Genomic DNA, 16,787 nt, shown 5'->3' on the forward strand with positions numbered 1-16,787 from the left:
TGGCTTTCTGTCTGAGCGTGAAGCGCATGCGCACTCTGTTGCGCCCCTGTATCCCGCAGGTGAAGGCGGCCGCCGCGGGCGGCCTGTTCGTCGCATGCGCCGGGGCGGCGGCTGCCTAAGCTGGGGTTTTGATCAACCAGCCAGAAAGGACTTCACCATGAACATCGGCAGTGTGGGCTCGGCGGGCAGCGCCTGGGCCACGCAGATGCAGCGCGGCCAGGGTGCCCAGCGCACCGAAGGCGCCCAGGGCATGGAGGAGCTGTTCGCCCAGATCGACAGCGATGGCGACGGCAATGTCACCCAGGGTGAGTTCGAGGCGTTCAAGCCGACCGAATCGTCCGACTCGGCGGCGGCCTCGACCGCGTCGTCGTTCAACGTCGAGATGTCGACCTCCCAGTTCGCTGCGCAGATGGGGGGTGGCGGGCACGGTGGGCGCGGCACGCACGGTGCCGGCGGGCCGCCGCCTTCGCTGTCGGAAAGGGACAGCGATGACGACGGCAGCATCAGCGCCGAGGAGTTCGGCATCGGCAGCGACAGCACCGCGACCCAGGATGCCAAGGCCACCGAGCTGTTCAGCCGGATCGACAGCGACGGCAGCGGCGAGCTGAGCAGCGAGGAGGTGGAGGCCTTCGAATCGATGATGGCCGAGCAGCGCACCCAGGGCCCGGGCGGCGGCGACCCGCTGGCGACGCTGGACGCCGACGAGGACGGTTCGGTGAGCGCCGAGGAGTTCGGCCTGGAGGACGCCACCGCACAGATGCAGCAGCTCTTCAAGGCCATCGACGGCGACGAGGATGGCTCGCTGAGCACCGAGGAGCTCAAGAGCTTCCAGGAGCAGATGCAGGCCATGCAGGCGCAGCACTATGCGCAGGTGGCCGCCAATGGGGTGACCGCCGATGCCGCGGCGGTGAGCACGACGGCCTGAAGGACCTTGAGGACCTGAGGGGCCTGATCAGAACCCGCCTTCGCGCACCCACACCTCGGCCACCGCCGTCCAGCCGCGTTGCCAGAGGCTGCGCGCCGGCAGGTCGAGCACGATGTGGCCGCGCCAGTGGCGCAGGGTCAGTGCCGGGGCGCTGTCCAGGGTCAGCTCGACGCGGTAGAGCGGCTGCACCGGCAGCCACTGGCCGCTGTGCTCGCGCGCCTCGATCAGGCCGCCCTGGGCCTGGGCCAGCACGGCCTCGGGCATCACCGCGCTGGCGTGGGGGGCGATGCTGACGATGCGGGCGCCGTGGCGCTGCAGCGGCTGGGCGTCGGCGATGAAGTGGGCGGCCTCCCCGTTGCGCAGCTGCCGCGCGGCGGCTTCGGACACGTAGGCCACCACCCGCCAGGGCGCCGGGCTCGCCAGCTTGAGCAGCGGCTGGCGTGCGCTCACCGGGGCGCCGACGCGCAGGCTGGGGTCGAGGTCGACCACCACCGCGTCGAACGGGGCCTGGGGCTGGTAGCGGCCCAGTTCCTCGGTGATGGCGCGGGCTTCGTCGCGCGCGGTGGCCAGTGCGGCCTGCAGGGAGTTCCATTGCGCCTGCTGCTCACCGCCCAGCGAGGCGGCGCTCACCTGCTGTTCCAGCTGCTGCACCCGCGCGGCGTTCATGGCCAGCCGGGCCGTCAGCGCCGGGGCGTCGGCACTCAGCAGCAGTTCGCCCTGGCGCACCGGCTGGCCCAGGCGCAGCGGCAGGCTGCGCAGCGTGGCGCTGGCCGGCAAGTGCAGCACCAGCTCGCGCGCCGGGGCGAGCAGGGCGCCGGCGGTTTCGCGCACCGGCCAGGGCAGTGCCGCCAGCGCCGCCAGCCCGAGCAGGCCGATCAGCGTCAGGCGTGCGCGCGGCTGGCGCTGCCAGACACTGCGGGCGCGGGCCCAGTCGCGCAGCTCGCGCCACAGCGGCGCGGCGATGAACCAGCCCAGCTCCACCGCCAGCAGCACGATGCCCAGGGCCTTGAAGGCGTAGGTGTAGACCATCCAGGCGATGCCGAGGTAGAGCATCAGCCGGTAGCCCCAGGTGGCCCAGGCGAAGGCGATCAGCCCGCGCCGCCGGGCGCTGGTGCAGGCCTCCGGCGCCTCGGCCTGCCAGCCCAGCAGCACGCGGCGCAGCTGCCAGCGCGCCAGCGCGAAGGCGCGCTCGTGCAGGTTGGGCAGGTCCAGCGCATCGCTGAGCAGGAAGTAGCCGTCGAAGCGCATGAAGGGGCTGAGGTTGACCAGCACCGTGCTCACCCAGGTCATCGTTGCGACGATGAAGGCGGCGGTGCGCAGCGCACCGTCGGGCAGCAGCACCCAGGCGAGGGTCGCCCAGGCGGCCAGCGTGAGTTCGGTGCGCACCCCGGCTGCGGCGATGTGCATGCGCGAGCGGGTATCGGCCAGCCGCCAGGCCTCGCTGGTGTCGGTGTAGGCCACCGGCCAGAGCACCATGAAGGCCACGCCCATGGTCGGCACGCGCAGGCCGTGGTGCTTGGCCACCAGCGCGTGGCCGAACTCGTGGGCCAGTTTCACGCTCACCAGCGTCAGGCCGTAGAGCAGCGCGCCGCGCCAGGAGAGCAGGTCCAGCCACTGGTGGGCGGCCTGGTCCCACTGGCGGGCCAGGCCGGCCAGCCCGACGGCCAGCACCGCCACGCTCAGGCGGGTGAAGGCCGCGCCGCCCAGCCAGGCCAGGCGAGGCAGCAGGCGCTGGAGCAGCCGGTCCGGGTCAAGCAGCGGGATGCGGAAAAACAGGTAGTGGTGCAGCAACCAGGTCAGTGCCGAGCGCAGGTCGCCAACCGGTGCGTGGGGCGCTGAGGGCGGCTGCTGCAGCTGCACCCACTGGTGGCGCCGTGCGAGGTCGAGCACCTGCTGGACGTGGGCGTCGTCGACCACCAGCGTGGTCTGGTCGCAGATCTGCTGGGCGATCAGGGCCGCGTCGGCCAGCCACCAGCGGCACAGCACCTCGTAGGTCAGCCAGTCGATGCGGTGGAAGCGGTGGCGCACCGGGTCGTGCAGGGTCCAGCTGGGCTGGCCGTCGGGCAGTGCGGCGCCATGGTGCAGCTGCAGGTCCTCGCGCAGGGCGGGCCAGGGCAGGGCAGGCTGTGGTGCCGACCGGGCCGGCAGCGTCAGGGCAGGGACAGAGATGGCATTCACAGCCCGGTCACCTCGCGCAGCGCAGCCAGCGGCCGGCGCAGCACCCAGTAGATCAGTGGCACGCGCGGGCCGTCGATGCGCACCGTGCCGCGTGCGCCCAGGCGCTCGCGGGCCGGCCCGGTCAGCTGGCCGCGCAGGCGGTAGGCGTAGCTGCCGTCGGGGCGGCGCTCGGCCTCGTAGGCGTACAGGCGCAGCGTGGCGGCCACCGGCTCGCCGGGGCGGCTGGCCAGGTGCAACTGCATCGACGAGCCCGGCGCCAGGTCGATCGCGTCGCCCACCGGCAGCCAGGCTTCCAGCTCCTGGTCCTGCGGCTGGGCCAGGCGCATCACCGCCTCGCCCGCGCTGACGGTGCGCCCGCTCCAGCTGCCCGGGTCGTCCACCAGCACCACGCCGGCGTGCGGTGCCAGCAGCGCGGTGCGCTGCACCTGCTGCTCCAGATAGGCCACTTCGGTGGTCTTTTCCTCATGCTTGCCCTGGGCCGCGGCCAGCTGCACCTTGGCGCGGGCGTCGCTGAGCGCGAGCTGGCTGGTCTGGCGCCACTCGGCCTCGGCGGTGGCCAGCGCCTGGCGAGCCACCTGCAGCCGGCTGGCCTGGGTGGCATCGTCGAGTTCGGCCACCACCTGGCCGGCCTGCACCACCTGGTTGGGCTCCACCCGCAGGCGCTGCACGGTGCCTTCCAGCGCCACGCGCAGCACGGTGGGTTCGCGCGGCACCAGCTCGCCCGGTGCACGCAGGGTCAGGCGCACGGGCAGGCAGGCGGCGAGCAGCAGCGCCGCGGCGGCGATCCAGCCACGGTGGCGTTGCCAGGCCGGCGCCCTGGCGCTGCCTGCATCGCGTGGTGCACGCCATGCCGCCAGGTTGATGAGCCGCGGTCGCCGGGTGTGGGCAGCCGCGGCGCGCACGCTCTGGCGCCACAGGCGCTGCCAATCCTGCAGGGCGGCCTGCTCATCGGGCATCCAAGGCAGGTCACGCAGCAGCAGCCACGTGGCCTGGGCGTCGGGTTCACCGTCGGCTGTGGCGGCGCCGTCGCCGGGCAACCACAGCAGCTGCGAGGGCCACCACTGCGCCCAGTCTCCACCCAGGGCGGCGTCGACCTGCCCGGCATGCACCGGGCCGGCCGGGCGATCGGCCGGGTGATCCGCCAGGTGGCGCGCCAGCCGGTCGATCCACTGTGCGTAGGGGCCGAGCCGGTCAACGTCGGCGACGCCCGAATGCGCCACGATGCCCTGGCGCGGATGCCACAGCAGGGCGGTCTCGTAGGGCAGCCACTCGCGGGTGCGGTTGAGCAGCACGAAGCGCCGCTCGGCCGGCGTGGTCGCGGCTGCGGCGGCGCGCAGCAGTTCGAGGAGCTGGTCAGACGAAGGCTTCATGGTCAGGTGTCGTTTGCGCGGCCCCAGGGAGGGGCCGTGCGGCCGGCGCCATCAGCCTTCATCGGGTCCCCCGGGATCGCCCGGGAGACCGGTCGATCGGGCGATCAGCCGCGGGCCACCGGCGCGCGACTCACCGCCTTCCATCCTGCCGGGGCATCAGCGCGTCCCGGGCCACCGGCCTTGTCGAGGGCCAGGGCCTCGCGGCGCATCAGCTGCAGGCTCAAGGGGGCCCGCGAGGTCGAGCTGACGTCGCTGGCCTTGATGCGGAACATTGTGGTGGCCTGCCGCCCCTGGCTATCGCGCGCAGTGACCTTGATTGCCAGATCCTGTAACAGCCCGACCGGCGGCTGGCCGATGAACTTGCCCGACTTGCCGTCGAAGATCAGCCAGGACGGCAGCGGTTGGCCGTTGGCCAGCGTGGCCGTCAGGTCGATGGTTTCGTTGATCTGGGTGTGGACGAAGGCATCGGCCGGCACCTGCACGATCAACGTCCGCCCCGCGGGCACCACCTGGTCGTCCACGCCGCGGTAGGGCTTCAGGCTGGGCTCGTTGGACGGGCTCACCATGACGCGGAAGCCGCTGGCGCGGGTGTAGATGTCGCCGTCCGTGCTGCCGCGCTGCAGCACGCCCGGAGTTGGTGCGGGCGGTGTGTCGGCGCTGCGCAGGGCGGAGTCGAACGCCGCGCGGGGCGCGGGTGGCGGAGCCGGCGGTTCGGGCATGGGCGCGGGCGCGGCTTCCGGCGCCGGGGGCGGTGCCGGGGTGTCTGCCGCAGGCAGGGGCGGCAACTCACGGGTCACCGCCAGCGCCACCGCTGCGCCGTTGCTGCCGTCGGCCCTCACCGGGCGCAGGCTGAAGGTGTACACACCTGGTGCGCCCACGTCGGCACCGGCCAGGTCGCCCCGCAGCGTCGCGATCGGCAGCCCGCTCGCACGCCACACGCCATTCGCATCGCTGCGCACCGTGGCCAGCAGCTGGCCGTCGGGAGCGTACAGCCGCAGCGTCTGGTTGGGCGGCGCGCTGCCAGCGAGGTCGATCACGTCGGCGCTCGTGACCCGGTCGCTGTCGGAGCGGCCCAGGTCCGATGCCGCAGGCAGATCCATCGTCGGTGCGGCCAGCACCTCGACGTCGACGCGCACGGTGGCCGTGCCACCCGCGCCATCGCTGATGCGCACGAGGAAGCTGTCGCTGCCGTGGAAGCCCTCGGCCGGTGTGTAGCGGTAGCTGCCATCGGCGGCGATTTCCACCGTGCCGTGTGCGGCCTCCCCGGCCTTGCCGTAGGTGAGCGTGTCGCCATCTGCATCGCTGGCGCCGGGTAGGCGGCCGGACCAGGTGCTGTCCTGGTAGGTCGTGAATTGGGTGTCGGCCGGATCGAGCGCGCCGAAGGCCGGCGCGTCATTGACCGGCGTGACCGTGACCTCGACGGTGACCAGCGTGGAGCCGCCGTTGCCGTCGGAGACGGCGACGACGAAGCTGTCGCTGCCGTGGAAGTTGGCGGCTGGCGTGTAGACCCAGGCGCCGGTGGCCGCATTGAGCGTGACCAAACCATGAGCCGGCGCGGTGGAAGTGGCGAAGCTCAGGGCATTGCCATCGACATCACCAGTGTCGATCGACCCGGAGCGAGGCGTGTCCTCGGGGGTAGAGACGACGTACTTGCCGTCGGCGGCACTCCAGTCCGGGTTGGACGCATTGCCGGCGGTGGGCAGGTCGTTGACCGGCGTGACCGTGACCTCGACGGTGACCAGCGTGGAGCCGCCGTTGCCGTCGGAGACCGTGACGACGAACGAATCGCTGCCGTGGAAGTTGGCGGTGGGCGTGTAGACCCAGGCGCCGGTGGCCGCATTGAGCGTGACCAAACCATGAGCCGGCGCGGTGGAGGCAGCGAAGCTCAGGGCATTGCCATCGACATCGCCAGTGTCGATCGACCCGGAGCGAGGCGTGTCCTCGGGGGTGGCGACGACGTACTTGCCGGCAGAGGCACTCCAGTCCGGGTTGGACGCATTGCCGGCGGTGGGCAGGTCATTGACCGGCGTGACCGTGACCTCGACCGTGACCAGCGTGGAGCCGCCGTTGGCGTCGGAGACCGTGACGACGAACGAATCGCTGCCGTGGAAGTTGGCCGCGGGCGTGTAGACCCATGCGCCGGTGGCCGCATTGAGCGTGACCGAACCGTGGGCCGGCGCGGTGGAAGTGGCGAAGCTCAGGGCATTGCCATCGACATCGCCAGTGTCGATCGACCCGGAGCGAGGCGTGTCCTCGGGGGTAGCGACGACGTACTTGCCGTCGGCGGCACTCCAGTCCGGGTTGGACGCATTGCCGGCGGTGGGCAGGTCGTTGACCGGCGTGACCGTGACCTCGACGGTGACCAGCGTGGAGCCGCCGTTGCCGTCGGAGACGGCGACGACGAACGAATCGCTGCCGTGGAAGTTGGCCGCGGGTGTGTAGACCCAGGCGCCGGTGGCCGCATTGAGCGTGACCGAACCGTGGGCCGGCGCGGTGGAAGTGGCGAAGCTCAGGGCATTGCCATCGACATCACCAGTGTCGATCGACCCGGAGCGAGGCGTGTCCTCGGGGGTAGAGACGACGTACTTGCCGTCGGCGGCACTCCAGTCCGGGTTGGACGCATTGCCGGCGGTGGGCAGGTCATTGACCGGCGTGACCGTGACCTCGACGGTGACCAGCGTGGAGCCGCCGTTGCCGTCGGAGACGGCGACGACGAACGAATCGCTGCCGTGGAAGTTGGCCGCGGGCGTGTAGACCCAGGCGCCGGTGGTCGCATCGATGGCCACCGTGCCGTGGGTGGGCGCGGTGGAGGCAGCAAAGCTCAGGGCATTGCCATCGACATCGCCAGTGTCGATCGACCCGGAGCGAGGCGTGTCCTCGGGGGTGGAAACGACGTACTTGCCAGCGGCAGCACTCCAGTCCGGGTTGGACGCATTGCCGGCGGTGGGCAGGTCATTGACCGGCGTGACCGTGACCTCGACGGTGACCAGCGTGGAGCCGCCGTTGCCGTCGGAGACGGCGACGACGAACGAATCGCTGCCGTGGAAGTTGGCCGCGGGCGTGTAGACCCAGGCGCCGGTGGTCGCATCGATGGCCACCGTGCCGTGGGTGGGCGCGGTGGAGGCAGCAAAGCTCAGCGCATTGCCATCGACATCACCAGTGTCGATCGACCCGGAGCGAGGCGTGTCCTCGGGGGTGGAGACGACGTACTTGCCAGCGGCGGCACTCCAGTCCGGGTTGGACGCATTGCCGGCGGTGGGTGCATCGTTGACCGGCGTGACCGTCACGTCGACCGTGACCAGCGTGGAGCCGCCGTTGGCGTCGGAGACCGTGACGACGAACGAATCGCTGCCGTGGAAGTTGGCCGCGGGCGTGTAGACCCAGGCGCCGGTGGCCGCATTGAGCGTGACCGAACCATGGGCCGGCGCGGTGGAGGCTGCAAAGCTCAGCGCATTGCCATCGACATCGCCAGTGTCGATCGACCCGGAGCGAGGCGTGTCCTCGGGGGTGGAGACGACGTACTTGCCAGCAGAGGCACTCCAGTCCGGGTTGGACGCATTGCCGGCGGTGGGGGCGTCATTGGCGCCATTGATCGTGATGGTGATGGTGTGCGAGGAGCCGTCGGCGGAGGTGACGGTGATCGTGTCGGTCAGGGACTGACCGGCGCCCAGGGCCTGGATGGCGGTCTGGCTGTTGGTGGCGCTGTAGGTCCAGGCGCCGGCGGCGTCGATGGTGAGCGAGCCGTAGGTGCCGGTGAGCGTGCCGGCCGTGATCGTCGCCTGGTTGGTGTCGCCGTCGGTGACGGTGAGGGTGCCCGAGTCGGAGATCAGCCCGCCCGAGACGTTGAGGTCCTCGGTGACCGAGCCGCTGTCCACCCCGGTACCCGAGCCGAAGGCGGCCGCGTCGTTGGCGCCGTTGATCGTGATGGTGATGGTGTGCGGGGTGCCGTCGGCGGAGGTGACGGTGATCGTGTCGGTGAGGTGATCGCCTGCGCCCAGGGCCTGGATGGCGGCCTGGCTGTTGAGGGCCGAGTAGGTCCAGGCGCCGGCGGCGTCGATGGTGAGCGAGCCGTAGGTGCCGGTGAGCGTGCCGGCTGTGATCGTCGCCTGGTTGGTGTCGCCGTCGGTGACGGTGAGGGTGCCCGAGTCGGAGATCAGCCCGCCCGAGACGTTGAGGTCCTCGGTGACCGAGCCGGCATCCACACCCGTACCCGAGCCGAAGGCGGCCGCGTCGTTGGCGCCATTGATCGTGATGGTGATGGTGTGCGAGGAGCCGTCGGCGGAGGTGACGGTGATCGTGTCGGTCAGGGACTGACCGGCGCCCAGGGCCTGGATGGCGGTCTGGCTGTTGGTGGCGCTGTAGGTCCAGGCGCCGGCGGCGTCGATGGTGAGCGAGCCGTAGGTGCCGGTGAGCGTGCCGGCCGTGATCGTCGCCTGGTTGGTGTCGCCGTCGGTGACGGTGAGGGTGCCCGAGTCGGAGATCAGCCCGCCCGAGACGTTGAGGTCCTCGGTGACCGAGCCGCTGTCCACCCCGGTACCCGAGCCGAAGGCGGCCGCGTCGTTGGCGCCGTTGATCGTGATGGTGATGGTGTGCGGGGTGCCGTCGGCGGAGGTGACGGTGATCGTGTCGGTGAGGTGATCGCCTGCGCCCAGGGCCTGGATGGCGGCCTGGCTGTTGAGGGCCGAGTAGGTCCAGGCGCCGGCGGCGTCGATGGTGAGCGAGCCGTAGGTGCCGGTGAGCGTGCCGGCTGTGATCGTCGCCTGGTTGGTGTCGCCGTCGGTGACGGTGAGGGTGCCCGAGTCGGAGATCAGCCCGCCCGAGACGTTGAGGTCCTCGGTGACCGAGCCGGCATCCACACCCGTACCCGAGCCGAAGGCGGCCGCGTCGTTGGCGCCATTGATCGTGATGGTGATGGTGTGCGAGGAGCCGTCGGCGGAGGTGACGGTGATCGTGTCGGTCAGGGACTGACCGGCGCCCAGGGCCTGGATGGCGGTCTGGCTGTTGGTGGCGCTGTAGGTCCAGGCGCCGGCGGCGTCGATGGTGAGCGAGCCGTAGGTGCCGGTGAGCGTGCCGGCCGTGATCGTCGCCTGGTTGGTGTCGCCGTCGGTGACGGTGAGGGTGCCCGAGTCGGAGATCAGCCCGCCCGAGACGTTGAGGTCCTCGGTGACCGAGCCGCTGTCCACCCCTGCACCCGAGCCAAAGGCGGCCGCGTCGTTGGCGCCGTTGATCGTGATGGTGATGGTGTGCAGGGTGCCGTCGGCGGAGGTGACGGTGATCGTGTCGGTGAGGTGATCGCCTGCGCCCAGGGCCTGGATGGCGGCCTGGCTGTTGAGGGCCGAGTAGGTCCAGGCGCCGGCGGCGTCGATGGTGAGCGAGCCGTAGGTGCCGGTGAGCGTGCCGGCTGTGATCGTCGCCTGGTTGGTGTCGCCGTCGGTGACGGTGAGGGTGCCCGAGTCGGAGATCAGCCCGCCCGAGACGTTGAGGTCCTCGGTGACCGAGCCGGCATCCACACCCGTACCCGAGCCGAAGGCGGCCGCGTCGTTGGCGCCATTGATCGTGATGGTGATGGTGTGCGAGGAGCCGTCGGCGGAGGTGACGGTGATCGTGTCGGTCAGGGACTGACCGGCGCCCAGGGCCTGGATGGCGGTCTGGCTGTTGGTGGCGCTGTAGGTCCAGGCGCCGGCGGCGTCGATGGTGAGCGAGCCGTAGGTGCCGGTGAGCGTGCCGGCCGTGATCGTCGCCTGGTTGGTGTCGCCGTCGGTGACGGTGAGGGTGCCCGAGTCGGAGATCAGCCCGCCCGAGACGTTGAGGTCCTCGGTGACCGAGCCGCTGTCCACCCCGGTACCCGAGCCGAAGGCGGCCGCGTCGTTGGCGCCGTTGATCGTGATGGTGATGGTGTGCGGGGTGCCGTCGGCGGAGGTGACGGTGATCGTGTCGGTGAGGTGATCGCCTGCGCCCAGGGCCTGGATGGCGGCCTGGCTGTTGAGGGCCGAGTAGGTCCAGGCGCCGGCGGCGTCGATGGTCAGGTTGCCACGGGTGCCGGCAAAGGTGCCCGCGGTGAAGGTGGCCTGGCCCGTATCGCCATCGGTGACGGTGAGCGTGCCGGAGGTGGAGATCAGGCCGCCGGAGACGTTCAGGTCCTCGGTGACCGAGCCGGCATCCACACCCGCACCTGAGCCGAAGGCCGCCGCATCGTTGGCGCCGTTGACGGTGACCGTCAGCGTGGCGGTGTCGGTGCCGCCATGGCCGTCGGAGACTTCATAGGTGAAGGCGTCGATGACGCTGGTCCCCGCGGCCAGGGACTCCGCGTTGTCCGCGGCGTAGGACCAACTGCCGTCGCTGTTGAGCGTGAGGTGACCGTAGGTGCCGGCGATGCTGTTGCCGACGCTGCCGGACACCGGGGCGCCTGCGCCAGCAATGACGCCGGACACGGTGAGGGTGTTGCCGACATCGGCGTCGCTGTCATTGGCCAGCACGGTGGTGCCGGTGGCCGCCCGCGTCAGGCCTTCCGTCACGCTGTCGCTGTCGTCCGCTGCAGAGGGGGCAACGTTGCTGGCGGTGACATTGATCGTGACCGAATCGGTGTCGTCCAGCGCGCCACCGGAGCCGGTGTTGCCCAGGTCGTTGGTGGTGATGGACAGGCCCGCCGCTCCGGTGTAGCCGCTGGTCGGGTTGAAGAGCAGGCCAGCCAGCGCAGCGTTGATGTCGGCCACGCTGCCCTGGAAAGTCATGGTGGCATCGGCGCTGCCGTCGCCCGTGATGAAGCTCAGGCCGGTGGTGCCGGACAGGTTGAGCGTGCCGTGCGAGGCGGTGAGCGTCACCTGGATGGCGGCGCCACTTGCGTCGACATCGGCAACGCTGATGGCATTGCCATTGCCGCTGCTGAAGGTCACCGCGGTGTCCATCAGCGTGTTCTGCGCGGCGGGTACCGTGTTGGTCGGGGCGTCGTTCACCGCGCTCACCGCCAGGGTGACGGTGGTGGTGGCCGCCTCTGAACTGCCCGTGCCGCTCAGGCCCGGGTCGGCGCCGGTGTTGCCGCCGTCGTCGATGCTGACGGTCAGCGTGACGTTGCTGGCCGCGTTGCTCGCGGTCGTGAAGCTGAGGTTGCTGCCGGCGATGAAGGCGTTGATGTTGCTGATCGAGCCGCTCAGGCTCATCGAGCCCGTGCCGCTGCCCGCCACCGTCACGCCGCCGCTGGAAGTCGCCGACAGGCTGCCGGTGGGGACCGTGAACGTGGCCGTGACGCTGCTGCTGCCGGCGTCCACGTCGCTGAAGCTGATGCCGGTGACTGCGGTGGCGACATCCTCCGCGATGCTCACACTGGCTGGCGCGGTGATGGTGGGGGTGTCATTGACGGCGCCGACGGTCACCGTCGAGGCTACCGACAGTGCGGTGGTGTCCACGCCGCCGTTGGCGGTGCCCCCGTTGTCGGACACCGACGTCAGGGTGACGGTTCGGTTGCCGGTGGTGGGGTGCTCGCTGGCGTTCTGGTAGGTCAGGCCATCCACCACCGACTGGGCGGTGGCGGTGGAGATGCCGCCGGCCTTGGTGATGGTGACGGAGGCCGCGCCGGCACTCACCGCCACCGACACGCTCAGACCGTTCGTGGTCGTGGTGGCGGCGTTGCCGTTGGTCAGGTTGATCGTGCTGCCATCGATGCTCAACCGCTCGTTGGCGCCGTCGGATAGGTTCGAGACGGTGAGCGTGAGGGAAGGGATGGTCTGGCCGCTTTCCACCGTGCCGATGGAGACGCCGGAGAACAGGTCGACCGCGCTGCCACCTTCCGTGAAGGTGGGCGTGGCGCCAGTGGCAGCGAGCGTCGGGGCGTCGTTGACCGGAGTGACCTGGACGGTGATGTCGGCCTGGCTGCTCGTGCCGCCATCTCCGTCGCTGACGGTGACGCGCACGGTCCGGTTGCTCGTGGTCGGGTCGGTGCTGTTGCTGTTGGCGTAGGTCAGGTCACGCACCAGGGCCTGAACCGCTGCCGGTGTGGCGTTGGCGTTGAAGGTGACCACCAGATCGCTGCTGCCGGTGCCACCTGCGATGGTGCCGATCACCGTGCCGCCATAGGTGACGTTGCTGCCGGACAGGCCGAACTGGCCGGCGCCGCTGCCCTGGTTCACCAGGGACAGCACGTCCTCGCCGCTCACGCGGTTGGTGACGATGGAGGCGGTGAGGGTGCCGCCATTGAAATCGGTGGAGTCCGCGTCCGTGAGGGTGGCATTGCCGCTGGCGTCCAGCAGCACGGCGGAGCCGCCTTCGGTGAAGGTCACCGAGTCGCCGTTGAGGTTGCTCAACGCAGGCGCGCTGTTGACCGAGGTGACCGTGATCGAGGTGGTGGCCAGGTTCGAGTCGGCCGAACCGTCGTTGACCTTCACTGTGATCGAACGGGTCGTGGTGTCTGGCGTGGCGCTGCTGTTCGAGAAGGTGATGGCCTGCAGCGCGGTCTGGTAGTCGGCGGCACTGGCGCTGCCGGTCAGGGTGACCGTGATCTGCCCGGCAACTCCGGTATTGACGACCGCAGTGATACCTGAGGGCAGCGAGCCGGCACTGAGTTGGTCACCGGTCTTGGCGTTGGTCAGCACCACCGTTGCCGACGCCAGGCTGGCGCTGTCGGCGTCAGACACCAGGACGTCGCTGTCGACCACCGTGACGGCGCTGCCGCCCTCGGTGAAGCTGTTGCTCCAGCCGGTGCCTGCGCCGCTGGAGTCGAGATCGATCGAGGGGGCGACATTGGCCGCCGCGATCTGCTCGGTCAGATAGGAATTCAGGTTGGCGAGCAGGGAGTTCTTGTCGGCCGAGACATTGATGTTGACCTCGACCGGGGAGTAGGCGTCATTGGCGGTGGAGCCGACGCTGTTGCCGTCGGTGATCAGCGCGTAATTGGCTCCGCTGGGACCGGTGAAGATGAACATCTCGGCATCACCCGAACCACTGTCCCCGGATCCTCCCGCGTTCTTGTCCTGGAAGTCGATGACCCCGACCACGGGGGTCCCGTCAGGCAGGTAGAGGGTGCCTTCGATGGCATTGCCCTGTGCGGAGAGCTGGAACGTGCCAGTGCCTGTGCTGCTGTTGGCTGACGCAACGAAGTAGAGCGCGCCCGTGATCGGTGTGCCTGCCTGAAGAGGTGTCGAGCCGTCGTTGATGGCGATGTCACGTGGGCTGTAGCTACCACCGCTGCCGGTGTTCGCCCCGTTGTCATAGAGGCGGTAGGCCAGGTCGAAGTTGATGTTGGCCCGGGCGTTGTTGGTGACGGATGTGGCGGCAAAGCTGGCCGCGTCGTTACCTGCCGCGTCCTGAACCGCGGCGGCATCATTGCCAGCCGTCAGGTCACTGTAGGCAACGGTGACCGCCTGTCCTGTCCGGACCGCCGCTGCAAGGGTCAACTGCACGGTCGAGCCGGAGACCGACACGGCGGTCACGGTGTCCGTAGCGCCTGCCCGGGTCACCGTGAACCGATTGGTGGCCGCAGTCGTGGCGCTGAGTGCGCTGTCGTAGGTCAGGGTGATGGTGTCGCCAATCACGCTTGTCGCCGCACTCACGAATACGGGCGGTGTCGTGTCCGCCGGATTGCTGACCGTGATGCCGTTGCCGGTGGTGTCGGCCACCACGACGGCGGCATCCGCGCCAGCGGACCAATCCTCGGCGGCGGCCAGGTTGTAGGTGGTGCCGCCGTTCGAGGAGGTGCCCGCCTTGTTCAGCAGGGCGTCAACGCCGGCCTTGTCGGTCGCGCTGAGCGTCACGGTGAAGGCCGTGCCGCTGGTGATCTCGACGTTGGCCGTGTCGGTGAGCGTGTAGGTGGCACCACCCTGACCGGTGATCGTCAGTTTGTTGGCGACGATGTCGTTCGTGCTGCCGGCAACCGACAGGAAGCCGGTGCCGGTGACTGCCAGCACGCCCGTGCCGCCGTTGTAGGTGGCGCTGGTGATCGTGGGCACGGCGACGTTGCTGGTCGTGATGCCGTTGCCGGTGAGGTCCGCGACGGTGACGGCGGGGTCGGCGCCTGCGGCCCAGTCCTCGGCCGCCGCGAGGTTGTAGGTGGTCGCGCCTGTGGAGGAGGTGCCGTTCTTGTTGACGATCTGGCCGATCGCGGCCTTGTCCGTGGCGCTCAGGGTCAGCGTGAACGAGGTGCCGCTGGTGATCTCGACGTTGGCCGTGTCGGTCAGCGTGTAGGTGCTGCCGCCCTCGCCGGTGAGGGTGAACTTGTTGGCGACGATGTCGTTGGCGGCGCCGCTTGCCGACACGAAGCCCGTGCCGGTGACCACCAGCGCCCCGGTGGCGGCGTTGTAGGTGGCGCTGGTGATGGTCGGCGCGGGCACGTTCGACACGGTGACGCCGTTGGTCGAGTCGGATGTGTCGGTGTTGCCGATGACGCTGTTCCAGTCATCGGCCGCGGCCAGGTTGAAGGTGGTACCGCCCGTGGACGAGGTGCCGTTGCGGTTCAGGAGCCGCTCGATCTGCGCCTGGTCGGTGCCGTTGAGCGTGACCGAGAAGCCGGTGGCGCTGGTGACCTCGATGTCACTGCTGGTCAGCGTGTAGGTGGCGCCGCCTTCGCCGGTGAGGGTCAGTTTCGACACCGTGATGTCGTTGTTCGCGCCCACGCTGCCGACCAGGTCGCTGCCGGAGACCGTCAGGACGTTGGTGGCGCTGTCGTACGTGGCGCTGGTGATCGTGGGCGCTGTGACATTGCTGACTGTCACGCCGTTGCCCGTGGTGTCCGCACTGGCGGAGGCGGTGCTGTCCCAACTGGCCGCGCCGGCGATGTTGAAGGTGGTGCCCCCCACCGAGCTGGTGCCGTTCTTGTTCAGCAGGCCGTTGATGGCCAGCTTGTCGGCCGCGTTGAGCGTGACCGAAAAGCTGGTGGCGCTGGCCGCGGTGACGCTGCCGCTGGTGAGCGTGTAGGTGCTGCCACCCTGGCCGGTGAGGGTGAGCTTGCTCGGGTCGATGCTGTCACCGGTTGTCATGTCGGCGCCGGTGACGCTCAGGACGCCGGTGCTGGCGTTGTAGGTGGCGCTGGTGAGCGTGGGGGACGGAACAACGGCTGGCGAGATGGTGATGTCGTCGATGGCGGCTGTCGCCCATCCGCTGAACGACAGGCGGATCTCGTCCACGTTGTCGAAGGCCGATCCGAGCGTCAGCAGGCCAGCACCGCCACTTCCTTCCACCGTATAGGTGATGGAGTCCGCGCTGTCCGAAGCGTTCAGGTTGACCACTTCGCCGCCGGTGACCGCTGAGCCATCTCGATAGCCAGTGACCGTGACGGTGGTCGATCCACCGTAGGCGGACTCCAGGCGGAACGAGTTGAGGTCGAAGTTCGTCGTATCCGTCGACTTGAACGCGAAGTCGGCCACTGGATCGCCGTCGTAGTTCCACACCAGGGCGAGGTCACCGCCGCCCCCGTCGGAGTTCAACTGAACGGGGAGGTCACCCTGACCGGCTACCTTGATGTGGTTCGAGGTGGACGAGGTGAAGGTCCAACTGCCAACAGCGACGCTGGTCGTGCCGGTCTGATCGACGGACCCGGCACTGTCGAAGTTCTCGTCCGTGACGGACAGGACCGTGCCGTAGCTCGCCATGGTGTCGGCAGACAGCGCGGAGGCGGTTGCCACCGCGCCTGCCCGGACTTCCAGGTTCCAGTCACCACCCGCAGACGCCGCGCCGGTGGCATCGTCCGAGGCCGCGACATCCGCCTGGGTGGCCTGGGCCAGTTGGGCCACGAAGCCGATGCCAGTGCTGCCTTCACCGATCCGGCAGCCATACAGCAGCAGGTCCCCATCCGCGCTCAGGCTGCTGCCGATCTGCGACAGCAGGGCGCTGTTCTGCCCCAGGTTGCCCTGGTTGAGGTGATTGGTGCCCAGGTCCAGCTGGCCGGCGCTGCCGTGGCTGAGCACGTGGATGGCGGCGATGTCGCTGCGGCCCTGTAGCAGTTCGGCCATCTGCGTCAGGCCGTCGCGGCTGGCGTCCAGCACGTAGACCTGCGCGCCCGGTGCCACGCCATCGACCAGCCGCTGGTAGTCCTGCACGTCGTCGAGCACGAAGACCACCTGCGTGGTCGCGCTGGCCACCGCCTGGGGGGCAGCGGTCGTGGCGATGCCCACGTCCAGTGCGGAGGTGGCTTCGTGCGTCGCATGGTCGGTGTCGGTGGCGGCGTGGGCCGCTGCCGGCGCCTCTGCGGGTGTGGTGAGTTGCTGCACCGCGTCGGCCACAGCCGCCGCATCGAACATCAATCGGGCTTCCAGCGCGAGCGAGCGGGGGGCTTGGGCGAACAGGTGGCGGCGGCGGGTGGGTGCGTTCATGGCGGCGGGCCTTGTGGG

4 protein-coding genes are annotated in these 16,787 nt (G+C 69.9%); 1 reads left to right on the top strand and 3 read right to left on the bottom strand.

Going from position 1 to position 16,787, the window contains the following annotated elements:
- Positions 1–157 precede the first annotated feature (157 nt).
- Positions 158–925: an EF-hand domain-containing protein gene (locus NGK70_RS10305; RefSeq protein ID WP_251973139.1), complete on the top strand. Its 768-nt coding sequence runs from the start codon at positions 158–160 to the stop codon at positions 923–925.
- 27 nt (positions 926–952) lie between these two features.
- Here the strand turns inward: NGK70_RS10305 and NGK70_RS10310 are convergent, their stop codons facing one another.
- The 3 genes from NGK70_RS10310 to NGK70_RS10325 all read right to left on the bottom strand — a co-directional run bounded on the left by NGK70_RS10310 (position 953) and on the right by NGK70_RS10325 (position 16,769).
- Positions 953–3,103 carry a site-2 protease family protein gene (locus NGK70_RS10310; protein ID WP_251973140.1) on the bottom strand — a complete coding sequence of 717 codons (2,151 nt, stop codon included), beginning with the start codon at positions 3,101–3,103 and terminating at the stop codon, positions 953–955.
- Positions 3,100–4,473: an efflux RND transporter periplasmic adaptor subunit gene (locus tag NGK70_RS26465; protein ID WP_310742595.1), complete on the bottom strand. Its 1,374-nt coding sequence runs from the start codon at positions 4,471–4,473 to the stop codon at positions 3,100–3,102. Before NGK70_RS26465 ends, NGK70_RS10310 begins: the two co-directional genes overlap by 4 nt.
- A 104-nt stretch (positions 4,474–4,577) precedes the next feature.
- Entirely contained in the window at positions 4,578–16,769 is a 12,192-nt protein-coding gene (locus NGK70_RS10325) for a VCBS domain-containing protein (protein WP_251973141.1), read from the bottom strand.
- Between the last annotated feature and the right edge of the window lie 18 nt (positions 16,770–16,787).

The sequence above is a fragment of the Sphaerotilus microaerophilus genome (assembly GCF_023734135.1).
GTDB lineage: Bacteria > Pseudomonadota > Gammaproteobacteria > Burkholderiales > Burkholderiaceae_C > Sphaerotilus > Sphaerotilus microaerophilus.

Coding starts and splice junctions, on each gene's coding strand:
- NGK70_RS10305 (WP_251973139.1), top strand. CDS start 158: ATGAACATCGGCAGTGTGGGCTCGGCGGGCAGCGCCTGGGCCACGCAG.
- NGK70_RS26465 (WP_310742595.1), bottom strand. CDS start 4,473: ATGAAGCCTTCGTCTGACCAGCTCCTCGAACTGCTGCGCGCCGCCGCA.
- NGK70_RS10325 (WP_251973141.1), bottom strand. CDS start 16,769: ATGAACGCACCCACCCGCCGCCGCCACCTGTTCGCCCAAGCCCCCCGC.